At 60.9% G+C, this 22323-nt stretch carries 22 protein-coding genes; 12 read left to right on the top strand and 10 right to left on the bottom strand.

Translation table 11 applies throughout. From position 1 onward, the window contains the following. Positions 1-159: 159 nt before the first annotated feature. On the bottom strand, positions 160-1050 hold the full coding sequence (locus HDC32_RS21570; protein WP_131696752.1) for a LysR family transcriptional regulator: 891 nt from the start codon (positions 1048-1050) through the stop codon (positions 160-162). 153 nt (positions 1051-1203) lie between these two features. Here HDC32_RS21570 and HDC32_RS21565 point away from each other — a divergent pair, with 153 nt between their 5' ends. From HDC32_RS21565 to HDC32_RS21530, 8 genes are all read left to right on the top strand, one after another. Beyond that, entirely contained in the window at positions 1204-2694 is a 1491-nt protein-coding gene (locus HDC32_RS21565) for an aldehyde dehydrogenase family protein (RefSeq protein WP_184745396.1), read from the top strand. A gap of 177 nt (positions 2695-2871) precedes the next feature. Continuing rightward, positions 2872-4155 (top strand): FAD-binding oxidoreductase, encoded by a 1284-nt coding sequence (locus HDC32_RS21560; RefSeq protein ID WP_184745394.1) that lies wholly within the window; start codon positions 2872-2874, stop codon positions 4153-4155. Between the two features lie 374 nt (positions 4156-4529). Next, on the top strand, positions 4530-5666 hold the full coding sequence (locus HDC32_RS21555; protein WP_027607701.1) for a branched-chain amino acid ABC transporter substrate-binding protein: 1137 nt from the start codon (positions 4530-4532) through the stop codon (positions 5664-5666). 182 nt (positions 5667-5848) lie between these two features. Then, entirely contained in the window at positions 5849-6763 is a 915-nt protein-coding gene (locus HDC32_RS21550; RefSeq protein WP_003188099.1) for an ABC transporter permease subunit, read from the top strand. 2 nt (positions 6764-6765) lie between these two features. After that, positions 6766-8043: a high-affinity branched-chain amino acid ABC transporter permease LivM gene (gene livM, locus HDC32_RS21545; RefSeq protein ID WP_184745392.1), complete on the top strand. Its 1278-nt coding sequence runs from the start codon at positions 6766-6768 to the stop codon at positions 8041-8043. Then, positions 8040-8915, top strand: a complete 876-nt coding sequence (locus HDC32_RS21540) for an ABC transporter ATP-binding protein (protein ID WP_167655543.1) — start codon at positions 8040-8042, stop codon at positions 8913-8915. The genes livM and HDC32_RS21540 overlap by 4 nt, the downstream gene beginning before the upstream one ends. Continuing rightward, positions 8912-9628 (top strand): ABC transporter ATP-binding protein, encoded by a 717-nt coding sequence (locus HDC32_RS21535; protein WP_025857339.1) that lies wholly within the window; start codon positions 8912-8914, stop codon positions 9626-9628. Before HDC32_RS21540 ends, HDC32_RS21535 begins: the two co-directional genes overlap by 4 nt. A 726-nt stretch (positions 9629-10354) precedes the next feature. After that, positions 10355-11119, top strand: coding sequence for an SDR family oxidoreductase (locus HDC32_RS21530; RefSeq protein WP_184745390.1), 765 nt, complete (start codon positions 10355-10357; stop codon positions 11117-11119). A gap of 140 nt (positions 11120-11259) precedes the next feature. Here HDC32_RS21530 and HDC32_RS21525 read toward each other — a convergent pair whose 3' ends face one another. The 5 genes from HDC32_RS21525 to ureE form a co-directional block, all read right to left on the bottom strand. Then, positions 11260-12381 (bottom strand): AGE family epimerase/isomerase, encoded by a 1122-nt coding sequence (locus HDC32_RS21525; RefSeq protein WP_131696747.1) that lies wholly within the window; start codon positions 12379-12381, stop codon positions 11260-11262. Between the two features lie 125 nt (positions 12382-12506). After that, positions 12507-13079 carry a HupE/UreJ family protein gene (locus tag HDC32_RS21520; protein WP_131696746.1) on the bottom strand — a complete coding sequence of 191 codons (573 nt, stop codon included), beginning with the start codon at positions 13077-13079 and terminating at the stop codon, positions 12507-12509. A 22-nt stretch (positions 13080-13101) separates the two neighbouring features. Continuing rightward, positions 13102-13716 (bottom strand): urease accessory protein UreG, encoded by a 615-nt coding sequence (gene ureG / locus HDC32_RS21515; protein ID WP_012721947.1) that lies wholly within the window; start codon positions 13714-13716, stop codon positions 13102-13104. A 37-nt stretch (positions 13717-13753) separates the two neighbouring features. After that, positions 13754-14428 carry an urease accessory protein UreF gene (locus HDC32_RS21510; RefSeq protein WP_167655540.1) on the bottom strand — a complete coding sequence of 225 codons (675 nt, stop codon included), beginning with the start codon at positions 14426-14428 and terminating at the stop codon, positions 13754-13756. Beyond that, positions 14425-14925, bottom strand: a complete 501-nt coding sequence (gene ureE, locus HDC32_RS21505) for an urease accessory protein UreE (protein ID WP_065947138.1) — start codon at positions 14923-14925, stop codon at positions 14425-14427. The genes HDC32_RS21510 and ureE overlap by 4 nt, the downstream gene beginning before the upstream one ends. 276 nt (positions 14926-15201) lie before the next feature. Here ureE and HDC32_RS21500 point away from each other — a divergent pair, with 276 nt between their 5' ends. Then, positions 15202-15699 (top strand): C40 family peptidase, encoded by a 498-nt coding sequence (locus HDC32_RS21500; protein ID WP_131696744.1) that lies wholly within the window; start codon positions 15202-15204, stop codon positions 15697-15699. 4 nt (positions 15700-15703) lie between these two features. Here the strand turns inward: HDC32_RS21500 and HDC32_RS21495 are convergent, their stop codons facing one another. Both HDC32_RS21495 and HDC32_RS21490 read right to left on the bottom strand, forming a co-directional pair. Next, a complete protein-coding gene (locus HDC32_RS21495; protein WP_065900186.1) occupies positions 15704-16336 on the bottom strand; it encodes a TetR family transcriptional regulator in 633 nt (210 codons plus the stop codon). A 162-nt stretch (positions 16337-16498) separates the two neighbouring features. Further along, positions 16499-16870, bottom strand: a complete 372-nt coding sequence (locus tag HDC32_RS21490; protein WP_131696743.1) for a hypothetical protein — start codon at positions 16868-16870, stop codon at positions 16499-16501. A 359-nt stretch (positions 16871-17229) separates the two neighbouring features. Between HDC32_RS21490 and HDC32_RS21485 the strand changes: the two genes are divergently transcribed. After that, positions 17230-19299, top strand: coding sequence for an AsmA family protein (locus HDC32_RS21485; RefSeq protein ID WP_184745388.1), 2070 nt, complete (start codon positions 17230-17232; stop codon positions 19297-19299). A gap of 129 nt (positions 19300-19428) precedes the next feature. Here the strand turns inward: HDC32_RS21485 and HDC32_RS21480 are convergent, their stop codons facing one another. Continuing rightward, complete coding sequence (locus tag HDC32_RS21480; protein WP_027607715.1) at positions 19429-19959, bottom strand: bacterioferritin; 531 nt, start codon at positions 19957-19959, stop codon at positions 19429-19431. A 176-nt stretch (positions 19960-20135) separates the two neighbouring features. On the opposite strand from HDC32_RS21480, the gene HDC32_RS21475 reads away from it, so the two are divergent. Next, positions 20136-21026 carry a triacylglycerol lipase gene (locus HDC32_RS21475; protein ID WP_184745386.1) on the top strand — a complete coding sequence of 297 codons (891 nt, stop codon included), beginning with the start codon at positions 20136-20138 and terminating at the stop codon, positions 21024-21026. Here HDC32_RS21475 and HDC32_RS21470 read toward each other — a convergent pair. Next, positions 21023-21901 (bottom strand): DMT family transporter, encoded by an 879-nt coding sequence (locus HDC32_RS21470; protein WP_131696740.1) that lies wholly within the window; start codon positions 21899-21901, stop codon positions 21023-21025. The two genes, HDC32_RS21475 and HDC32_RS21470, sit on opposite strands and share 4 nt — an antisense overlap. A 119-nt stretch (positions 21902-22020) precedes the next feature. Here HDC32_RS21470 and HDC32_RS21465 point away from each other — a divergent pair, with 119 nt between their 5' ends. Continuing rightward, positions 22021-22320 (top strand): PsiF family protein, encoded by a 300-nt coding sequence (locus HDC32_RS21465; protein ID WP_131696739.1) that lies wholly within the window; start codon positions 22021-22023, stop codon positions 22318-22320. Positions 22321-22323 lie beyond the last annotated feature (3 nt).

Below are 22323 nucleotides of genomic sequence, written 5' to 3'. Positions count from 1 at the left end.
AATTAAGGAAGAGGGCTAGTGGCGCATAGACCTGTAGGGTTTTGCCAGTGATTTTTTTCGGTTAGACCACTGGCCTCATCGGGAGCAAGCCCCCTCCCACACGTGGAATGCATTTCAAATGTGGGAGGGGGCTTGCTCCCGATAGCGGTATTCCAGGCACTAAAGAACCTGCTCCATCATCCACTTCACAAACTCCCGCACCTTGGGCACTTCCGCCGAATGCTCCGGATAGGCCAGGTAATACGCGTCCTGGCTCGGCATCGCATGCTGCCAGGGGATCACCAGCTTGCCGTCGGCCAGTTCCTCTTCCACCAGGAAGCGCGGCAGCAGCGCCACGCCACAGCCCACCTGCGCCGCACGAATGCACATATAAAAGGTGTCGAAACGCGGGCCGTGGTAGCTGTGCTCGGTGTGATACCCCTGATCGGCAAACCAGTCATGCCAGCCCTGGGGCCGCGAGGCGTTTTGCAGCAGCACCAGGTCGCTCAGTTGCGTGGGGTCGGTGAACGGCTGCGCCGGCAGGCTTTCCGGGGCGCACACCGGGACCAGCTCTTCGCTGAACAGTTTCAGGCTCTCGGTGCCAGGGCGCGAGCCCTGGCCGAAGTAGAAGGCCATGTCGGCCTTGCCTTGCAGCAGTTCGTCCGGCTCCTGTTCGTTGCACAGGTCCAGGTGGATCTGCGGGTGGCGCAGGCGCCAGCCCTTGAGGCGCGGCACCAGCCAGCGCGCGCCAAAGGTGTAGGGCGTGGACACGCGCAACACTTCGGTCTCGCCGCCGTAGGAGCGCAGGTAGTGGGTCGACATCTCCACCTGCGTGAGGATCTTGCGCACTTCCACCAGGTACAGGTCGCCCGCCGGGGTCATCTGCAAGCGGCGGCGTACGCGGCGGAACAGCAGGTGCTGGAGCAGTTCTTCCAGCTGCGCGACCTGTTTGCTCACTGCGCTTTGCGTGAGGTTCAGCTCCTCGGCGGCGCGGGTGAAGCTCAAGTGGCGGGTGGCGGCCTCGAAACACTGCAGGGCGGTGATCGAGGGCAAATGTCTTCTGTTCAGCACGGCACGCCTCTTTTTATTCTTTGCATGAATAAACGGAATGATATCTCGCCTAATCGTCGTTTGTTGGCAAGTCTTGGGCCAGCTACAAATAAGGCCTGGATCGCCGTGCGTGCCGCGGTGCGATTTTTTGTTCGAAGATTAAAGGAGTGACCCATGGTTGCCGCATTGCTTGATCGTCTCGGGGTAAACCCGGCGCTGTACCAGGCGGGTAAACAACCCGTGCATTCGCCGATTGATGGCAGCCGTATCGGCAGTGTGCACTGGGAAGGTGCCGCCGAGGTGGAGCAACAGGTCAGTCGCGCCGAGCATGCATTCGAGGCCTGGCGCAACGTGCCGGCACCGCGTCGCGGCGAGTTGGTGCGCCAGTTAGGTGATGTGCTGCGCGAATACAAGGCTGATCTGGGCGAGCTGGTGTCATGGGAAGCCGGCAAGATCACCCAGGAAGGCCTGGGTGAAGTGCAGGAAATGATCGACATCTGCGATTTCGCCGTGGGTTTGTCCCGCCAGTTGTACGGCTTGACCATCGCCTCCGAGCGTCCTGGCCACCATATGCGTGAAACCTGGCACCCGCTGGGCGTGGTCGGTGTGATCAGCGCCTTCAACTTCCCGGTGGCGGTGTGGGCGTGGAACACCACGCTGGCGCTGGTGTGCGGCAACGCGGTGATCTGGAAACCGTCGGAAAAAACGCCGCTCACCGCCCTGGCCTGCCAGGCGTTGTTCGAGCGCGTGTTGAAGAACTTCAAGGACGCCCCCGAGTACTTGAGCCAGGTGATCATCGGCGGCCGCGATGCCGGTGCTGCGCTGGTGGATGACCCCCGCGTGGCGCTGATCAGCGCCACCGGCAGCACCCGCATGGGCCGCGAAGTGGCGCCGAAAGTTGCCGCGCGGTTTGCCCGCAGCATCCTCGAACTGGGCGGCAACAACGCCATGATCCTCGGCCCGAGCGCCGACCTGGACATGGCCGTACGCGCCATCCTGTTCAGCGCCGTCGGCACCGCTGGCCAGCGTTGCACCACCCTGCGTCGGCTGATCGCCCACGAGTCGGTCAAGGAAGAAATCGTCACCCGCCTCAAGGCCGCCTATTCCAAAGTGCGCATCGGCCACCCGCTGGAAGGCAACCTGATCGGCCCGCTGATCGACAAGCATGGCTTCGACAACATGCAGGACGCCCTGGAGCAGGCCTTGAGCGAAGGCGGCAAGGTGTTCGGCGGCAAGCGCCAGCTGGAAGACACGTTCCCCAACGCCTACTACGTATCGCCGGCCATCGTGGAAATGCCTGAGCAGAGCGATGTGGTGTGCACCGAAACCTTCGCACCGATTCTGTATGTCGTCGGCTACAAGGACTTCGCCGAGGCCCTGCGCCTGAACAACGCCGTGCCCCAAGGCCTGTCGTCGTGCATCTTCACCACTGACGTGCGCGAGGCCGAGCAATTCATGTCGGCAGTGGGCAGTGACTGCGGGATCGCCAACGTCAACATCGGCCCGAGCGGCGCGGAGATTGGCGGCGCGTTTGGCGGTGAGAAAGAGACCGGTGGCGGTCGTGAGTCGGGTTCGGATGCATGGCGCGGGTATATGCGCCGCCAGACCAACACCGTGAACTATTCGCTGGAGTTGCCACTGGCCCAGGGTATTACCTTCGACTAAATACCTGCCGGAACGCGGAAAAAATGTGGGAGCGGGCTTGCTCGCGAATGCGATGGATCAGCTGTATATCTGTTGACTGATCCACCGCTTTCGCGAGCAAGCCCGCTCCCACAGTTGATTGGATTACCAAGTCAAAACTGAATTTAGATGTTTGTTAGGTCTCATCGGAGTCTGGCAATGGCATTGCGCGAAACATGTTTGTGGGAACACCTCACCCCTGGCCGGCCGGATCGTGCCGCGCTGGCGGGCGAGGTCAAAGTGGATGTGTGTGTGATCGGCGCCGGCATCACCGGATTGTCGGCCGCCATTCACTTGCTGGAACAGGGTAAAAGCGTCGCCGTGCTGGAGGCTCATCGCACCGGTCACGGTGGTTCGGGGCGCAACGTCGGGTTGGTGAATGCCGGCCTGTGGATCCCCCCGGACGAGATCGAAGCCGGTTTCGGCGAAGCGGTGGGCAACCAGCTCAACCGTATGCTCGGCGCGGCACCGTCGCTGGTATTCAGCCTGATCGACAGATACAACATCGATTGCCAATTGCGCCGCGAGGGCACCTTGCACATGGCGCATAACGCCCGTGGCGAAGCGGATTTGCGCAGTCGTGAAGAACAATGGAAGCGCCGCGGAGCGCCGGTGGAGTTGCTCACCGGCCAGGCCTGCGAGCAAGCCACCGGCACAAAAAAAATCGCCGCCGCCTTGCTGGACCGGCGTGCCGGCACCTTGAACCCGATGGCCTACACCAGTGGCCTGGCGAATGCTGCCGTGGGGCTTGGCGGGCAGTTGTTCGACCATTCGCCGGTCACCCGGTTGGAGCGCCAAGGTGCGAGCTGGTCAGTTCAGACCACAAGCGGTTCGGTGCAGGCTGCACAAGTGGTCATCGCCTCCAACGCCTACACCGAAGGTGAGTGGACCGAGCTGCGACGCAATTTTTTCCCTGGCTACTATTACCAGGTCGCCTCCGCGCCGCTGACCGACGCCGCCGCCGAGCAGATTCTGCCCGGCGGCCAAGGCTCATGGGATACGCGCCAGGTATTGAGCAGCATCCGCCGCGATGCCGATGGCCGCCTGTTGCTCGGCAGCCTGGGCAACGGCAACCAGAAACCGGCGTGGTTCCTCAAGGCCTGGGCCGATCGGGTGCAACAGCATTACTTCCCGTACCTCAAATCGGTGCAATGGGAGTTCACCTGGACCGGCTGCATCGCCTTCACCCCCGATCACCTGATGCGCCTCTTCGAGCCAGCCCCCGGCCTGGTGGCAGTAACGGGCTATAACGGGCGCGGCGTGACCACCGGCAGCGTGGTCGGCAAGGCGTTTGCCGACTATTTGTGTCACCAGAATCCCCAGGCGTTGCCGATTCCGTTTGCACCCATGCAACCGCTGGCCGGGGTGGGCCTGCGCAGCTGCCTGTATGAAGCCGGATTTTCGCTGTATCACGCAGGGCAATGCCTGAGGATCGTGATCTGATCACCGAAATACCGCTCAGAAGCCTGCATTTTCTTAGCCGGCTACTAATCTGTATTGGTGCAGGTCGTAGCAATCGCGCACTGTAAATGTGCAGTTCCGTTACGCAGCCTGTTACAGCTGTAGGAACTGTCGTTTATTGCTTTGGTTGCAGGTGCGACCCGTCACGGTTGTACTTTTTCGGTCAATGGGTTGCACCTATTGATGCCAGAGGGTTGCACGTCCTGGCGAGCGGAGCCGAAAGGCCTGTAATAACAATGACACCGTGTCTTTTTGAAGAATAAAAACGTAATGGCACGAGGCTTGCTCTGGGCTTTCAGTGAAAAGTTTGAACGCAAGTTGTAGTGCCAAAAATCAAAAATATCGGAGCACCACTCATGTCCCAGACGTTTTACAAGAAAGGTTTTCTGGCCCTCGCCGTTGCAGCGGCGCTGGGTGTTTCTACGTTTGTTCAAGCTGATGTGAAGATTGGCGTTGCGGGGCCGATGACCGGCGCCAACGCGTCGTTCGGTGAGCAGTACATGAAGGGTGCCCAGGCGGCAGCCGAGGTGATCAACAAGGCCGGCGGCATCAACGGCGAGAAAGTTGTGCTGGTGGCAGGCGACGATGCCTGTGAACCGAAACAGGCCGTGGCCGTGGCCAACCGCCTGGCGGACCAGGACAAAGTGATTGGCGTGGTCGGGCACTTCTGCTCGTCGAACACCATCCCGGCCTCCGAGGTCTACGACGAAGCGGGCATCATTGCGATCACCCCAGGCTCTACCAACCCACAAGTCACCGAACGCGGCCTGGGCGCCATGTTCCGTATGTGCGGCCGTGACGACCAGCAAGGCATCGTCGCCGGCGACTACATCGTCGATGTGCTCAAGGGCAAGAAAGTCGCCGTCATCAACGACAAGGACACCTACGGCAAAGGCCTGGCCGACGCCACCGCTGCCCAGTTGACCAAGCGCGGCGTCAAGCCAGTGCTGGAAGAAGGCCTGACCCGTGGCGAGAAAGACTTCAGTGCCCTGGTCACCAAAATCCGCTCCCTGGGCGCCGACGTCGTGTACTTCGGTGGCCTGCACCCGGAAGCCGGTCCATTGGTTCGCCAGATTCGTGAAGCCGGCCTGAAAGACGTCAAGTTCATGTCCGATGACGGCGTGGTGACTGATGAACTGGTGGCCACCGCTGGCGGCGCGCAATACGTCGATGGCGTCTACATGACCTTTGGTGCCGACCCGCGCCTGCTGCCTGACAGCAAGGCCGTCGTGGAAGAGTTCCGCAAGGCTGGCTACGAGCCTGAGGGCTACACCCTGTACGCCTACGCTTCGCTGCAGGCCCTGGCCGCCGGCTTCAATGGCGCCAAGTCCAACAAGGGCGAAGACGCGGCCAAATGGCTGAAAGCGCACCCGGTCAAAACCGTGATGGGCGAGAAGACCTGGGACGCGAAGGGCGACCTGAAAGTCTCCGACTACGTGGTTTACCAGTGGGATAAAGACGGCAAATACCACCAGTTGGAAAAGCAGAAGTAATCCATGTGGGAGGGGGCTTGCTCCCGATGCGGTGGGTCAGATGGACAATTGTTGACTGACACACCGCTATCGGGGGCAAGCCCCTCCGGCATTGGGACAGTGTTGTTATTGAGATCTGTCTTTTCCTCCAGAAGCGCCGCACACCGACTGGTGTGCAGGTGCTCACCGCGTGAGATTGCGTTATGGATGGTATTTTCCTGCAGCAACTGGTCAACGGCCTGACCCTCGGGTCGGTCTATGGCCTGATCGCCATCGGCTACACAATGGTCTATGGCATCATTGGCATGATCAACTTCGCCCACGGCGAGGTTTATATGATTTCCGCTTACCTCGCGGCGATCAGTCTGGCACTGCTGGCTTACTTCGGCATCGAATCCTTCCCGCTGCTCATTCTCGGCACCCTGATCTTCACCGTAGTCGTCACCGGCGTGTACGGTTGGGTTATCGAACGGGTCGCCTACAAACCGCTGCGCAACTCCACCCGACTGGCTCCGCTGATCAGCGCCATCGGGATCTCCCTGATCCTGCAGAACTACGCGCAGATCGCCCAGGGCGCCAAGCAACAAGGTATTCCAACCCTGCTGGCCGGGGCCTGGCGTGTCGATATCGGCACAGGCTTCGTGCAGCTTACGTACACCAAAGTGTTCATCCTGGTCGCGGCATTCGCCGGCATGGCCTTGCTCACCTACATCATCAAGTACACCAAGCTCGGCCGCATGTGCCGCGCTACCCAGCAAGACCGCAAGATGGCTTCGATCCTGGGGATCAACACCGACCGCGTCATTTCCTACGTATTTGTCATCGGTGCTGCCATGGCGGCCCTGGCCGGCGTGCTGATCACCCTCAATTACGGCACGTTCGACTTCTATGCCGGCTTCATCATCGGCATCAAGGCGTTTACCGCAGCGGTACTCGGCGGCATCGGCTCCCTGCCTGGGGCGATGCTGGGCGGGATCATCCTGGGTATTTCCGAGTCGTTGTTCTCAGGGTTGATCAACTCTGACTACAAAGACGTGTTCAGTTTCTCCCTGCTGGTGGTGATTCTGATTTTCCGTCCTCAGGGCCTGCTTGGTCGCCCACTTGTGGCGAAGGTGTAAACATGTCTGCTGCCAAACCCATCGATATCAAGAAAAGTGTGGTCGATACGGTCCTCGCCGGCCTTATTTCGCTGATCGTGTTCGGTCCGATCGTCGGCGTGGTCCTCGACGGCTACAGCTTCAACCTGGAACCTGCGCGCGTGGCCACGTTGGTCGCCATCGTGATGGCCGGGCGCTTTGCCCTCAGCCTGTTCCTGCAAACCCCCAAGGGCCTGAAGGTTCTGCAAGGCTTCGAGAGCAGCGGCTCCGGCGTTCATGTACTGCCACCGGACTACAAGTCGCGGCTGCGCTGGATCATCCCGGCGCTGATCGTGATCGCCATTGTGTTCCCGATCTTCGCCAACAAGTACCTGCTGACCGTAGTGATCCTCGGGCTGATCTACGTGTTGCTGGGCCTGGGCCTGAACATCGTGGTCGGCCTGGCCGGGCTGCTCGACCTGGGTTACGTGGCGTTCTACGCCATCGGTGCCTACGGCCTGGCGCTGGGTTATCAATACCTCGGCCTGGGCTTCTGGAGCGTGTTGCCGCTGGCAGCCATCGCGGCGGCGCTGGCGGGGTGCATACTCGGCTTCCCGGTGTTGCGAATGCACGGTGACTACCTGGCCATCGTGACCCTGGGCTTCGGTGAAATCATTCGCCTGGTCCTCAACAACTGGCTGTCGTTCACCGGCGGCCCGAACGGTATGCCGGTGCCTTCGCCGACCTTTCTGGGCCTGGAGTTCGGGCGCAGGGCAAAGGAGGGCGGGATTCCGTTCCACGAGTTCTTCGGCATCGATTACAACCCCACCATCAAGTTCATGTTCATCTACATCGTGCTGTTCCTGGTGGTGCTGGCCGTGCTGTACATCAAGCACCGCCTGACCCGCATGCCGGTCGGCCGCGCCTGGGAAGCCTTGCGCGAAGATGAGATCGCCTGCCGCTCCATGGGCCTGAACCACGTACTGGTCAAGCTCTCGGCCTTCACCATTGGCGCGTCCACTGCCGGTTTGGCCGGGGTGTTCTTTGCCAGTTACCAGGGTTTCGTCAACCCGTCGTCGTTCACCTTCTTCGAATCGGCGCTGATCCTGGCCATCGTGGTGTTGGGCGGCATGGGCTCGACGGTCGGCGTGGTGATCGCGGCGTTCGTATTGACCGTCGCCCCTGAACTGCTGCGCAGCTTCAGCGAATACCGCGTGCTGCTGTTTGGCGTGTTGATGGTGGTGATGATGATCTGGCGACCGCGCGGCCTGATCCGGATCAGCCGTACCGGTGTGACCCCACGTAAAGGAGTGGCGCCATGAGTAAGGAAGTCGTCCTCTGCGTGGAACACCTGATGATGCACTTCGGTGGCATCAAGGCCTTGAGCGATGTGAGCCTCAAGGTTGAACGCAACTCGATCTTCGCCCTGATCGGCCCCAACGGCGCCGGCAAGACAACCGTGTTCAACTGCCTCACCGGCTTTTACAAAGCCAGCGGCGGCAAGATCGAACTGAACATCCGCGGCAAGCAGACCAACGTGATCCAGCTGCTCGGCGAGCGCTTCAAGGCGGTCGACTTCGTATCGCCGAAAAGCTTCTTGAGCCGGGTGTACTACAAGATGTTCGGTGGCACCCACCTGGTCAACCGCGCCGGCCTGGCGCGGACCTTCCAGAACATTCGCCTGTTCAAGGAAATGTCGGTGCTGGAAAACCTGCTGGTGGCCCAGCACATGTGGGTCAACCGCAACATGCTCGCGGGCATCCTCAACACCAAGGGCTACCGCAAGGCCGAAAGCGATGCCCTCGACCACGCGTTCTACTGGCTCGAAGTGGTGGACCTGGTGGACTGCGCCAACCGCCTGGCCGGTGAGCTTTCCTACGGCCAGCAGCGCCGCCTGGAAATCGCCCGCGCCATGTGCACCCGGCCGCAGATCATCTGCCTGGACGAGCCCGCAGCGGGCCTCAACCCTCAGGAAACCGAAGCCCTCAGCGCGATGATTCGCCTGTTGCGCGACGAACATGACCTTACGGTGGTGCTGATCGAACACGACATGGGCATGGTGATGAGTATTTCCGACCACATTGTGGTGCTGGACCACGGCAACGTAATCGCCGAAGGCGGGCCGGAAGCGATCCGCAACGACCCCAAAGTGATTGCCGCCTACCTGGGCGCAGACGAAGAGGAGCTGGTATGAGTGCACCTATCCTCGAAATGAAGGACCTGGACGTGTTCTACGGCCCGATCCAGGCCCTGAAAAAAGTCTCGCTGCACATCAACGAAGGCGAAACCGTCAGCTTGATCGGCTCCAACGGCGCGGGTAAATCCACGCTGCTGATGTCGATCTTCGGCCAGCCACGGGCCGAGTCGGGGCAGATCATCTACAACGGCGTCGACATTACCCACAAGTCGTCCCACTACATTGCCTCCAACGGCATTGCGCAGTCGCCGGAAGGACGGCGGGTGTTCCCCGACATGACCGTCGAGGAAAACCTGCTAATGGGCACCATCCCGATTGGCGATAAGTTCGCCCAGGAAGATATGCAACGCATGTTCGAGCTGTTCCCACGGCTCAAGGAACGGCGTAACCAGCGGGCCATGACCATGTCCGGCGGCGAGCAGCAAATGCTCGCTATCGCCCGCGCGCTGATGAGCCGACCCAAGCTGTTGCTGCTGGACGAACCGAGCCTGGGCCTGGCGCCGATTGTGGTGAAGCAGATCTTTTCCACCCTGCGCGAGCTGGCCTCCACCGGGATGACCATCTTCCTGGTGGAGCAGAACGCCAACCACGCGCTGCGGTTGTCGGACCGGGCGTATGTGATGGTCAACGGAGAGATTCGCCTTACCGGCACCGGCAAGGAGCTTTTAGTGAACGAGGAAGTGCGCAACGCCTACCTCGGTGGCCACTGATCTAAATAACAACGCAGTACCCCTGTGGGAGGAGGCAAGCCCCCTCCCACATTTGTTTTGTGTCGCCTGCAAGGGGCGATCCCAAATTGTGGAAAACAAATCCAGCCCCCCTCCAAAGCGCGACATATAGCCGCCGCAAATCCCTGTTTTGTCACAGTTTTGACTTGTCCCCATCCACTGTGGAACCGGCTGTGGGTAACGTGGGAGTAGCTGGCTGAACGCCTTTAAAACCGTGGCTTTCAGCTGTGTGGTTGTTTTTTGATCAGTGGCTTTTTCGCGGCCGATCGAGGGGTTTGTCAACCTGTTTAAAGACACAGGTATATGACTGAAATATGTCCCGTCAGCCTGTGGATAAGTCTGTGATTAAACTCTGGAAAGACGGCCGCAGAGGCCGGAATGACTGGCCTGGAGCCATCGTTCGTTTTCCCCCGCTGCCCATAGGCCTACATACGCCTGTGTCCAGGTCAAGCAAAAAACTTTCTAAAACTGCCTGAAAGCCTTGTACACAGCGGCCTGAAGCGTTTTGCACTTGCCCCCAAAGACTGTGGGCGCAGCTGTGGATAACCTGCGCGCATATGGCTGCAAGCCACGGTTTATAAGGCGTTGCTCGTAGTGGTTAAAAAATGACCAGGCGTGCGTGAAGTTATGCGCATAGCGGTTGCCGCAACCGCAGCGTACGGGCATTCTGCTGGCTGATTTTTTTCCGATGCCCGCAAGGAGAACACCATGTCCAACACGCTGTTTATTACTGGCGCTACTTCAGGTTTCGGCGAAGCCTGCGCCCGTCGGTTTGCCGAAGCCGGCTGGAAACTGGTGCTCACCGGTCGTCGTGCCGAGCGTTTGAATGCCCTGGTCGAAGAGCTTTCCAAGCAAACCGAAGTGCATGGCCTGGTAGTGGACGTACGGGATCGCAAAGGCATGGAAGACGCGATCGCCAACCTGCCGCCATCGTTCGCCACCTTGCGCGGGCTGATCAACAACGCCGGCCTGGCCGTGGGCACCGACCCTGCGCCCAAGTGCGACCTCGACGATTGGGAAACCATGGTCGACACCAACATCAAAGGCCTGCTGACCACCACCAGCCTGCTGCTGCCGCGCCTGATCGCTCACGGCCGTGGCGCCGGGATCATCAACCTGGGCTCCATTGCCGGCAGCTACCCGTACCCGGGCAGCCATGTGTATGGCGGTTCCAAAGCGTTCGTGAAGCAGTTCTCCCTGAACCTGCGCTGCGACCTGCAAGGCACCGGCGTACGTGTGACCAACATCGAGCCGGGCCTGTGCGAAAGCGAGTTCTCCCTGGTGCGCTTCGGCGGTGACCAGGCGCGCTACGACGCCACCTACGCCGGTGCCGAGCCGATCCAGCCGCAGGACATCGCCGACACCATCTTCTGGGTGCTGAACACCCCGGCACACGTCAACATCAACCGCCTGGAACTGATGCCGGTGAGCCAGACCTGGGCTGGGTTTGCGATTGAGCGTGGGGTCAAGTAAGGCTTTAGACCGAGTTGCTGCCATCGGGAGCAAGTCGAATCGTCGCACCGCCCCTCCCACATTGGGTCGTGTTCACACATTCAAATTTGTGAATACGGTCAAATGTGGGAGGGGGCTTGCTCCCGATGAGGCCCTGCAGGTCACCCAAGATGCTGGATCAGCCCCTGGTAGCAGGTTGCCAAATGATAGGGGGTGGTAGAAGGCATATCCCGCCGGCTCACCGCACCCTTGGCATCCAGGCATTCATGCCAGCCTTTTTCATGCAGGAAATGCTGTTGCAGCGCGAGCAATTGGCGCTGCAGCACCGCCTCACTGCCAGGCCGCAAGGTCAGTGCCCGCAGGTATTCCGCCTGGGCCCAGATACGCTGGGTGCCGTCGCGCACGCTGCCGTCGAGTGCCAACATGCCGCTGACCGCTCCGGACGCGTTATCCACACCCTTGTGCTCTGCGTAGGCAAACGCCCGCGTCAGTGACGCATGCAGCGGCGTGCCGCGCAGCACGGGCGAGGATTCGAGCAAAAAGAACCACTCGAACTGGTGCCCCGGCTCAAACCAGTTATCCACAGCGCCCAGCGGTTTTTCCATCATCACGCCGTGCTGGCGGTCGATGAAACGCTGCTGCATGGCCGTCGCCAAGGCCAGCAGGGCTGCTTGCACAGGGGCATCCTCGCGCACCGCGAGGGTAGCGAGGAACGCTTCGGCCAGGTGCATCAACGGGTTTTGCAGCGGGCCGGACTGGAGGGACGACCAGTTGCGTTCCAGCACCGCCTCGTACAGGCCATCCTCGGTGGCGAAGCGCTGGGCGACTACTTCCAGGGCGGCGTTGAGCACCGATTCCACCAGCGGCTCACGCACCTTGGCCCAGTAATGGGCGCAGGCAAAGATGATGAAGGCGTGGGTGTAGAGGTCTTTGCGCTTGTCCAGCGGCTGGCCGGCGGGGTCGATGCTGTAGAACCAGCCGCCGTGTTCCGCATCGTGGAAATGCCGTTGCAGGGAGCGGAACAGCACGGCCGCGCGCGCTTCAGCGAAGGCCGCGCCTGGCTCGCCGATCAGGCTCGCAAACAGATACAACTGCCGCGCGCAGGCCATGGCGCGGTAGCGTTGCGGGGGCAGTGGGCGGTGATCGGCGTCCAGCGCCTCATAGGGCAACGCCAATTCGGCATTCCAGCCCGGGCCCTGCCAGAGCGGCACGATCAGGGTGTGGAAGTGCGTGAGCACGGCATTCAATGAAGGCTGAGGGGCGGAGCTTGGAGCGATGGGCATCGGCTGGCGTCGTCACGGCAGGGGTGTAGGCGCGCATGGTAGCAGAGGGGCAGCGTTAAGTTGTGAGCGGCAAGCTGCAAGTAAGAGCGGTTCGGCGTTTACTTGCAGCTTGTAGCTTGCGACTGTTAGCTGGCGAGCAACCACACCCCAGTCGCCGCCGAAGCCGCTCCGGCAATCCGCACCAACGGTGCCGCCGCAGCCGGCAGCCAGCGCACCAGCGCATACCCGGCAGCGTGCAGTGCAGCGGTGGCGCCGACAAACCCTGCGGCATACGCCCAAGGGCTCGACATCTCCGGCAACTCCAAGCCATGGGCCACACCATGGAACAGCGCAAACAACGCCGTCGCACCCATGGCCATGAACAACGGCGGACGCACCGCCAGTGCCACCGCCAGGCCCAGGGCCAGCACCGAGGCGGCAATCCCGCTTTCCAGCGCGGGCAATTGCAGACCTTCAAAACCGAGGATGCCGCCGATCAGCATGGTGCCGACAAAGGTGCACGGCAGGGCCCAGCGCGCGGCACCTTTTTGCTGAGCGGCCCACAGACCCACCGCAACCATGGCCAGCAGGTGGTCGAGGCCGCCCAGCGGGTGGCTGATACCGGCCACCAGGCCGTTGTCGCCGTGGCCAGGATGAGCGAAGGCCAGGGCGGGCGTGAGCAGCAGGGCGGCGGCTGCGAGGAGTTTGTTGAGGTTCATAAACAGGTTCCTTATGGGTTGATCAGGCGGCGGTCAGCAGGCCTTGGCGTTCGATAAAGGCGACGATTTCTTCCAGGCCTACCCCGGTTTTCTGGTTGCTGAACACGAAAGGCTTGCCGTTGCGCATGCGCTGGGTGTCGCTGTTCATCAGCTCCAGCGAGGCGCCGACCAGCGGCGCCAGGTCGATCTTGTTGATCACCAGCAGGTCGGATTTGCAGATACCCGGCCCGCCTTTGCGCGGCAGCTTGTCGCCGGCGGACACATCGATCACATAGATGGTCAGGTCCGACAGCTCCGGGCTGAAGGTGGCCGACAGATTGTCGCCACCGGACTCCACCAGGATCAGGTCCAGGCCGGGAAAGCGACGGTTGAGTTGGTCCACCGCTTCCAGATTGATCGAGGCGTCCTCGCGAATCGCCGTGTGTGGGCAGCCGCCGGTTTCCACGCCGATGATGCGCTCCGGCGCCAGGGCCTGGTTGCGCACCAGGAAGTCGGCGTCTTCGCGGGTGTAGATGTCGTTGGTGACCACCGCCAGGTTGTAGCGATCGCGCAGCGCGAGGCACAGGGCCAGGGTCAGGGCGGTCTTGCCGGAGCCGACCGGGCCGCCGATACCGACGCGCAGGGGTTGTGTGTTCATCTGATTCTCCAAAATAAAAGGCCCAAAATTTAAAGCCCTAGGAACGGAACAGGCGGCTGTACTGGCGCTCGTGGGCCATGCTCGCCAGGGACAGGCCGAAGGCGGCGCTGCCGAAATGGTGGGGGTCGATGCAGGCGGCGTCCTGCTGGGCTTGTTGCAGCAGGGGCAGCAGCTCGCTGGTCAGGCGTTGCGCGGCTTGTTGGCCCAGGGGCAGGGTTTTCATCAGCACGGCCAATTGGTTTTCCAGCCAACTCCAGAGCCACGCGGCGAGGGCGTCGTCGGCGCTGATCGCCCAGGCGCGTGCGGCCAGGGCCCAGCCCAAGGCCAAGTGCGGTTCGCTGCGTTGCTCCAGGAAGCTGTGGGCGTCGCTGTCCAGTTCCGGCAGGCCATTGAGCAACTGCTGCAGGGAATAACCCATCTGCCGACTTTCCTGATACAGCTCCCGGGTTTCGCGGCTGGCTTGATGCGCTTCGCACAGCTGTGCCAACGCTGGCCAGTCCTGCTCTGCGGCGGCGCGACAGTGGGCGAGCAACAACGGGGCTTCGAAGCGCGCAAGGTTGAGCAGCAATTGGTCGCTGATCCAGCGGCGAGCGCTGGCGGCATCGTTGACGCGGCCGTTCTCCACGGCCATTTCCAAACCTTGGGAATAGCTGTAGCCGCCAATCGGCAATTGCGGACTGGCCAGACGCAACAGCGCCCAGGCTGGGTTCATAGACGCACGCCGAACTGATGCAGCTTGGGCGGGTAGTTGAAATCTTCATCGCCATGACGGGAGTGATGGTGGCCACCGCCGTAGGCGCCGTGTTCCGGTTGGAATGGCGCTTCGATGGTTTCGGTGTGGGCGCCCAGTTGCTCAAGCATGGCCTTGAGCACGTAGTCATCGAGCAGGCGCAACCAGCCATCCCCCACTTGCAAGGCCACATGGCGGTTGCCGAGGTGGTAGGCGGCGCGGGTCAGTTCAAAGGCGTTGCTGCAGGTGACGTGCAGCAGGTGTTCAGGGCGGGCGCACACGCGTACGACACGTCCGTCTTCGGCTTGTAGGAATTCGCCATCGTGCAACGGCGGCTGGCCGCGCTCCAGAAACAGGCCGACGTCTTCACCGTCGGCACTGAAACAGCGCAGGCGGCTCTTGCTGCGTGCTTCGAAATTCAGCAGCAGCTCAGCGGCCCAGAGGGCTTGGGGGGCGATTCGGCGGTGGATCACCAGCATCAGGAAGCTTCCAGCTATGAGCGATGGAAGTGCTAGAGCAAGGGGCTTGCCAACCCGGTCAAGCGTAGGAAATGCCTGTAGGCAGGCAAGACGGTGCTACTAAACGGGGCGTGGGAAGGGTTTTTGAGTGGGCCAAAATGGTGCGATTTGCTGTTGTGCGCACTGGTCTCGGGCGTTTTCGGATTTGTCCTACGCGTGATCAGGAATCGGCGTTCAAAACATTACGTGCCGTGTCTTTAGGCTATGCGCCGTGTTTAATCCACTGCGACGTTCATCATGTTCAAGTCATTTTTTTGCTTGGTTATTGTCAGCCTGTCTTTGGCCATTTCATCGGCCTCGGCCAATTTGCAGCCACGTTCAACCTTCACCGTTTCGGTTAAGGAGGCCCCTATCAATGATGTGATCGACCGTGCCCACGAACTGCTGGGCACCCCCTACAAGTGGGGTGGTTCTTCAGCAGAGCAGGGGTTCGATTGCAGCAGCTTCCTGGTTTACCTGTTCAAGACCCAAGCCAATATCCAGATACCGCGCACCACGGTGGCGATGCACCGATCAACGGCCCCGACCATCCAACGCACGGCTTTAAAGCCAGGGGATGCGGTGTTTTTCAAAGGCAATGGGCGCGGCCAGGTCAGCCATGTCGGCCTGTATATCGGCGAGGGTAAATTCATTCATTCACCGCGCACCGGCAAAAGCATCCGCATCGATTCACTGAGCAACAGCTATTGGAACAAGCACTACACCACCGCCAAGCGTTTTCACACGGCGGGTTGACGGCTTATTCGGTGCTGCCCAGGCCTTGCCAGTGCTTGAGGCCGATAAAGATAAAGCGCAGTTGCTGGGTGATTTTCGCCTGGGGCGTGAGGTGGGCAGGCAACGCCTGGGCAGGCGGGTCGATGATGTCGGGGAGGGTGGCAAACACGCTCTTGACGATCAGGTCCGCCATCACGTGCAAACCTTCGGCATCCAGGTGCTGCAGTTTGGGCATCAGCGTCAGGTCTGCCGCCAGGTCGCGGGTGATGTCTTCACGCAGGGCTCCGATGGCTTGGCGCACCGCCAGGCAACCGCCGTATTGCTCACGGGCCAGGAACAGGAATTGCGAGCGGTTGGCCGAGACCACATCGAGAAAAATCCGCACTGATGCATCGATAATGCCGCCCATCACGAATTCGTTGTGGCGCACCAGGCGAATGGTGGCGCGAAAGGTCTGGCCCACCTCACTCACCAATACAAGTCCAAGCTGGTCCATATCGGCAAAGTGGCGATAGAAACCGGTGGGGACAATGCCTGCGGTTTTGGCCACTTCACGCAGGCTCAGGCTGCCAAACCCACGACCACACTCCATCAGATGGCGGGCAGCGTCCATCAGGGCGAGGCGGGTCTGTTGCTTCTGTTCGGCGCGGGGCAGCATGGGCAGGCGGGCTTTGTCGGCGAGTACAGCGACGCACTCTAGCAAAACAGCTTCGTTGACGTCGAACTTGGCGGGGGATAGATGAGGAGGTTGCGTGACAGGCTCTACAAAAAGTCAAAAGCCCGGTCGGTAGATCGGGCTTTTTTGTGGGCCACCACGGGGTCAGCTCTGAGCTTGATGCAGTTCTTGCAGGCGATCAGCACCACCTTCGGCGACACCTTCAGTGTAGGCACGTTCGTTGGCTTGTTCCGCGCCACCTTCAACCAAACCTTTCTGTTCCAGGCGGTTACGGCCGTTTTCGGTCAGGCCTTCGGTGTAGGCGCGTTTGTTGGCTTGTTCCGAACCGTTTTCAGCAACAGCGCCTTTGGCGTAGTCACGGTTCTCGTCTTCTTGCGAACCGCTGCGGGCCAGGGTCTGGTTGAAGTGAACGGCGTCGGCTTTGACTTGTGGGGTAACCTGTTCGGCGGCAGGCAGCGCAAATGCGCTGGAAGCCAGGATGGATAACAGGACGGTAGCGAGTACTTGGCGTTTCATGATGGGTTGCTCCTTGGGAGGGCGATAAAGTGGGTACGGGGCTAATGCTACTCTCGATAAGTCGATATAAAAGTTCATAAACGCAATGGTAATAATCAACAGAATTGATTGTTCCCGGCGGAGGCTCTAGAACAAGCCTCTCAAGCACGCGGTTTTGCACCATGGTGGGTATTTTCGACACGAACCTGGGTAACAATGGTGCGTCGTTGATGGCCAGAATGTGTCTGGTTGGTCAGGTAAATGGCTTTTTGCGGTTAAATCGGTGATCGGGTTAAACCCCCGGTCGGTTTGCCAGTCGTAGTTTTATAAGCTGTCTTAATGGCTGTAACCCGGCCAGTCGTATTCAGGAGTCCTGTGCAATGACGCGCACTCGTAAAATCGTCACTTGGAGCTGCGCCAGCTTCGTTGTGTTAATCGCTGTGGTGGTGCTGGTCCTGGTGTTCTTCGACTGGAACCGCATCAAGCCCCCACTCAATGCCAAAGTCTCCGAAGAGCTGCATCGTCCGTTTGCCATTAACGGCAACCTGGCGGTGGTGTGGGCACGTGAGCCCGATGAGGGCGGCTGGCGCGCCTGGGTGCCGTGGCCCCATGTGATTGCCGAGGACCTGACCCTGGGCAACCCCGACTGGTCGAAAAAACCGCAGATGGTCACGCTGAAAAAGGTCGAGCTGCGTATTTCGCCGCTGGCGTTGCTGGTGCAGCGCGTGGTGATCCCGCGTATCGACCTCACCGAGCCCAGTGCGGAGTTGCAGCGCCTGGCCGATGGGCGCGCCAACTGGACGTTCAAGTTCGATCCCAAGGACCCCGACGCCGAACCCTCCAACTGGGTGGTGGACATCGGCGCCATTGGTTTCGACAAGGGCCACGTGACCCTCGACGACCAGACCCTCAAGACTCAGTTGGACGTGATCATCGACCCCCTGGGCAAGCCGATCCCGTTCGGCGAAATCGTCGGTGACGCCGATGCCAGGAAGGCCTTGGAAAAAGGCTCCGCGCCCCAGGACTATGCGTTCGCCCTCAAGGTCAAAGGCCAGTACCACGGGCAGAAGCTCGACGGCAGCGGCAAGATCGGTGGCCTGCTGGCCTTGCAGGACGCGGCCAAGCCGTTTCCGCTGCAAGCCCAGGTCAAGATTGCCGATACCAGCATCGCGCTGGCAGGCACCTTGACCGACCCGTTGAACCTCGGCGCCCTGGACCTGCGCCTGAAACTGTCCGGCAGCAGCCTGGGTAACCTCTACCCGCTGACCGGCGTCACCTTGCCGGATTCACCGGCCTACTCCACTGACGGCCACTTGATCGCCAAGTTGCACGAGGCCAGCGGCGCGTCATTCAGCTACGAAAACTTCAACGGCAAGATCGGCAACAGCGATATTCACGGCAACCTCGCCTATGTCGCCAGCCAGCCACGTCCCAAGCTCAGCGGTGCGTTGGTGTCCAACCAATTGCTGATGACCGACCTTGCCCCCCTGATCGGTGCCGACTCCAACGCCAAGCAAAAGGCGCGTGGCGGTGAGAGCAAACAGCCGGCGACCAAAGTGCTGCCGGTGGAGGAGTTCCGCACCGAGCGCTGGCGCGACATGGATGCCGATGTGGAATTCACCGGCAAACGCATCGTGCACAGTGCCGAATTGCCCTTCAACGACCTGTACACCCACTTGGTGCTCAACGACGGCGAACTGAGCCTGGAGCCGCTGCGATTCGGCGTCGCCGGCGGCAAGCTGGATGCGCAGATCCGCTTGAACGGCCGCACCACGCCGATGGAAGGCCGCGCCAAATTCACTGCGCGCAACTTCAAGCTCAAGCAGTTGTTCCCGACCTTCGAACCGATGAAAACCAGCTTTGGTGAACTCAACGGTGATGCCGATATTTCCGGGCGCGGTAACTCCGTCGCGGCGCTGTTGGGCACCTCCAACGGTGACCTGAAGATGCTGATCAACGACGGCGCCATCAGCCGTGGCCTGATGGAAATTGCCGGGCTCAACGTGGGCAACTATGTGGTGGGCCGCCTGTTTGGCGACAAGGAAGTGAAGATCAACTGCGCGGCGGCGGACTTCGGGATCAAGACCGGCCTGGCAACCACACGGTTGTTTGTGTTCGATACCGAGAACGCGATCATCTATATCGATGGCAACGCCAACATGGCCACCGAACAGCTCGACCTGACCGTCACCCCCGAGTCCAAGGGCTTCCGCCTGTTTTCCCTGCGTTCGCCGTTGTACGTCAACGGCCCGTTCATCAAGCCCAATGCGGGTGTAAAAGCCATCCCCCTGGCTCTGCGTGGCGCGGGTATGGTGGCTCTGGGTGTGATCGCCGGCCCGGCAGCGGGTCTGTTGGCGCTGGTGGCACCAAGCGCCGATGCGCCGAACCAGTGTGCACCGTTGTTGCAGCAGATGAAGGAGGGCAAGGCACCGAAGACGGTGAAAGGCTAGCGGACAGAACACAAACCCAAATGTGGGAGGGGGCTTGCCCCCGATGCGTCGTTTCAGCCACTGCATCCGGTGGCTGACACTCCGTCATCGGGAGCAAGCCCCCTCCTACATTTTTTTGAATTGCGCGGCTTACAGGCTTTCGAGAATATCCGCCATATCGTCCGCATGCTCTTCTTCCTGAGCCAGGATCTCTTCAAACAGACGACGCGTGGTTGGATCCTTATCACCGATGTACTGGATGATTTCACGGTAGCTGTCCACCGCGATCCGCTCGGCCACCAGGTCTTCGTAGACCATTTCCTTCAAGCTGTTACCGGCCACGTATTGGGCGTGGGAGTTTTTCGACAGCAGGTCCGGGTTGAACTCCGGCTCGCCGCCTAACTGCACGATGCGTTCGGCGAGTTTGTCGGCGTGCTCGGCTTCCTGGGTGGCGTGTTCGAGGAACTCCTGCGCGGCGACGGCAGCTTTAACGCCGCTGGCCATGAAGTAGTGGCGCTTGTAGCGCAGCACACACACCAGTTCAGTGGCCAGGGAGCCGTTGAGCAGGCGGATAATCTCTTCGCGGTCGGCGTCATAGCCCTCGGTCACGGCACCGTTTTCGACGTTTTGGCGGGCGCGGCTGCGCAGGGTCGCAACGTCAGTCAAGTTTGCTTCAGTCATCTCAATCTCCTGGGGCTAATCCGGTTTTACGCCACGCTCTGTCGGCGTGATCGCTCCCAGTTGTGAGTCACGGGCGCAGCAAAAAGTTTTATTGGATTTGCCCGGCGTGTCATCAGCGCGTCGCTGGAGTTGCGCTAGCCTGCCATCATCCTTTCTTGATCCAGGGCGTTCGCTACATGTCGCAGTTGTTAGCCACGCGTTACCCCTTGGTGCTGGTGCCTGGCATGCTGGGGTTCGTGCGCCTGGGGTTCTTCCCTTACTGGTACGGCATTGTCCCGGCACTGCGGGCGGGTGGGGCGCAGGTGTTTCCCATCCAGGTGGCGCCGCTGGACTCCAGCGAGGTGCGTGGGGAGCAGCTGCTGGCGCAGATCGAGCGGATTCGCCTTGAGACCGGCGCCGACAAGGTCAACCTGATCGGCCATAGCCAGGGCGCGCTGACCGCCCGTTATGCGGCGGCCATGCACCCGGAGTGGGTAGCATCGGTGACGTCGGTGGCCGGGCCCAATCACGGCTCGGAACTGGCGGACCATATCCACGCGCATTATCCGGCCGACAGCGTGAAGGGGCGGCTCATGAGCGCGCTGTTTCATCTGGTTGCAGCGGTGATGAGCCTGCTGGAAACCGGCTATCGCGGCCCGCGCTTCAAGGCGGACTTGCAGGCGTCCCACCACTCCCTGACCAGTGCAGGCGTGGCGCTGTTCAACCGCGAGTATCCCCAAGGGCTGCCGCACACCTGGGGCGGGCACGGGGCGGAGGTGGTCAATGGCGTGCGCTACTACTCATGGTCCGGCACCTTGCAACCGGGCAAGACCGATCGCGGGCGCAACCTGCTGGACGGGACGAATCGCAGTTGCCGAGTGTTCGCACGCAGCTTCGTGCGCGAGAAGGGCCAGTGCGACGGCATGGTCGGGCGCTGCAGCTCGCACCTGGGGCGGGTGATCGGCGATGACTACGCCCTGGACCACTTCGATATCGTCAACCAGTCCATGGGCCTGGTAGGCAAGGGCGCCGAGCCGATCCGGTTGTTCGTCGAGCATGCCCAGCGCCTGAAGGCCGCCGGGGTTTAAGCCTGGCGGCGCACCGGTGTGGTCCAGCGCTCGGACAAAATCACCCCGCCCAAGGTCAGCAAGCCCCCCACCAGGTGATACAGCGCCAACTCTTCCTTCAACACCACGGCGGCAATCAACGCGGTGATCAACGGCAGCAGGTTGAAAAACAGCGTTGTGCGGCTTGGTCCCAGGGTCTTCACCGAATGCATCCACGCCAGCGGCGCGAGCATCGAAGCCAGCAAGCACGCATAAAGCACCAGTGGAATATTCGCCCAGCCCAGGCCGGCTTTTGCCGAAAACAGAAACAGCGGAAACAGCACCACCACTGCCACCAGCACCTGTAAATACAGAAGCACCAGCGGCGGCAAGCGCAGTTGCCATTTTTTCAGCAGGGTGCTGTAGACCGCATACGCCAGGGTCGCGACCAGCATCATTGCGTCGCCCAGGTTCACGCCGTGCTGCAGCAACGCGCCGAGGCTGCCGGCCGACACCACCACCACAACCCCGGCGAACGACAGCACCGCACCCGTCAGCGCACCAAACGTCAGGCGCTGGCCCAGGCTGATGATGGCCGCCGTCAGGGCCATCAACGGCATCAACGACAGGATGATGCCCATGTTGGTGGCGCTGGTCAGCGAAGCGGCGTAGTACGCCAGGCTCTGGTACACCGCCATGCCCAGCACGCCGAGGATGCAGATCTTGCCCAGGTTCGGGCGGATCAGCGGCCAGTTGGCGATGACCGGTTTGAGCATGAACGGTGTAAACAGCAGTGCTGCCAGCAACCAGCGGTAAAAGCCGATTTCAGCGGGGAAAATCGAACCCACGGCCAGTTTGTTGACCACGGTGTTGCCGGCCCAGATAAAAATGGCCAGCAAGGGATACGCGTATTGCATGACATCGCCGTACAGAGGAATGAGCGGGGATTATCCTCTCTTCGCGGGAATGTGTAACAGGATTTGGCTACACTCTCGGAAGGCTGCGCTCCTCGGCGCGGTAACAGGGAGAAAACTTCATGAAGATGTTGCGTGTTCCGTTGATGATGTTAGGCCTGCTGCTCTGTTCCCAAGGCTTTGCCGCCACCGCGCAGCAAAACAAGATGACCACCTGCAATGCCGAAGCCACCACCAAGACGCTCAAGGGCGACGAGCGCAAGGCATTCATGAAAACCTGCCTGTCGGCCCCGGCGGCCAATGATGCGAAGACGCTCACGCCGCAGCAGCAGAAGATGAAGGATTGCAATGCGTCGGCGAAAACCAAGGCGCTGACCGGCGATGCGCGCAAGACGTTCATGAGCACCTGCCTGAAGAATTGATAG

Origin of the sequence: Pseudomonas sp. JAI120 (assembly GCF_014207255.1) — a bacterium.
Lineage (GTDB): Bacteria > Pseudomonadota > Gammaproteobacteria > Pseudomonadales > Pseudomonadaceae > Aquipseudomonas.
This window is presented reverse-complemented; position numbering and strand designations above follow the sequence as displayed.

Bases quoted from the DNA above. Each gene is read 5' to 3' on its own strand.
- HDC32_RS21525 (WP_131696747.1), bottom strand. From the start codon at position 12,381: ATGCCCATCGCTCCAAGCTCCGCCCCTCAGCCTTCATTGAATGCCGTG.
- HDC32_RS21500 (WP_131696744.1), top strand. From the start codon at position 15,202: ATGTTCAAGTCATTTTTTTGCTTGGTTATTGTCAGCCTGTCTTTGGCC.
- HDC32_RS21480 (WP_027607715.1), bottom strand. From the start codon at position 19,959: ATGACTGAAGCAAACTTGACTGACGTTGCGACCCTGCGCAGCCGCGCC.
- ureE (WP_065947138.1), bottom strand. From the start codon at position 14,925: ATGCTGGTGATCCACCGCCGAATCGCCCCCCAAGCCCTCTGGGCCGCT.
- livM (WP_184745392.1), top strand. From the start codon at position 6,766: ATGTCTGCTGCCAAACCCATCGATATCAAGAAAAGTGTGGTCGATACG.
- HDC32_RS21540 (WP_167655543.1), top strand. From the start codon at position 8,040: ATGAGTAAGGAAGTCGTCCTCTGCGTGGAACACCTGATGATGCACTTC.
- HDC32_RS21510 (WP_167655540.1), bottom strand. From the start codon at position 14,428: ATGAACCCAGCCTGGGCGCTGTTGCGTCTGGCCAGTCCGCAATTGCCG.
- HDC32_RS21550 (WP_003188099.1), top strand. From the start codon at position 5,849: ATGGATGGTATTTTCCTGCAGCAACTGGTCAACGGCCTGACCCTCGGG.
- HDC32_RS21485 (WP_184745388.1), top strand. From the start codon at position 17,230: ATGACGCGCACTCGTAAAATCGTCACTTGGAGCTGCGCCAGCTTCGTT.
- HDC32_RS21470 (WP_131696740.1), bottom strand. From the start codon at position 21,901: ATGCAATACGCGTATCCCTTGCTGGCCATTTTTATCTGGGCCGGCAAC.
- HDC32_RS21565 (WP_184745396.1), top strand. From the start codon at position 1,204: ATGGTTGCCGCATTGCTTGATCGTCTCGGGGTAAACCCGGCGCTGTAC.
- HDC32_RS21555 (WP_027607701.1), top strand. From the start codon at position 4,530: ATGTCCCAGACGTTTTACAAGAAAGGTTTTCTGGCCCTCGCCGTTGCA.
- HDC32_RS21465 (WP_131696739.1), top strand. From the start codon at position 22,021: ATGAAGATGTTGCGTGTTCCGTTGATGATGTTAGGCCTGCTGCTCTGT.
- HDC32_RS21520 (WP_131696746.1), bottom strand. From the start codon at position 13,079: ATGAACCTCAACAAACTCCTCGCAGCCGCCGCCCTGCTGCTCACGCCC.
- HDC32_RS21490 (WP_131696743.1), bottom strand. From the start codon at position 16,870: ATGAAACGCCAAGTACTCGCTACCGTCCTGTTATCCATCCTGGCTTCC.
- HDC32_RS21530 (WP_184745390.1), top strand. From the start codon at position 10,355: ATGTCCAACACGCTGTTTATTACTGGCGCTACTTCAGGTTTCGGCGAA.
- HDC32_RS21535 (WP_025857339.1), top strand. From the start codon at position 8,912: ATGAGTGCACCTATCCTCGAAATGAAGGACCTGGACGTGTTCTACGGC.
- HDC32_RS21475 (WP_184745386.1), top strand. From the start codon at position 20,136: ATGTCGCAGTTGTTAGCCACGCGTTACCCCTTGGTGCTGGTGCCTGGC.
- HDC32_RS21495 (WP_065900186.1), bottom strand. From the start codon at position 16,336: ATGCTGCCCCGCGCCGAACAGAAGCAACAGACCCGCCTCGCCCTGATG.
- HDC32_RS21560 (WP_184745394.1), top strand. From the start codon at position 2,872: ATGGCATTGCGCGAAACATGTTTGTGGGAACACCTCACCCCTGGCCGG.
- ureG (WP_012721947.1), bottom strand. From the start codon at position 13,716: ATGAACACACAACCCCTGCGCGTCGGTATCGGCGGCCCGGTCGGCTCC.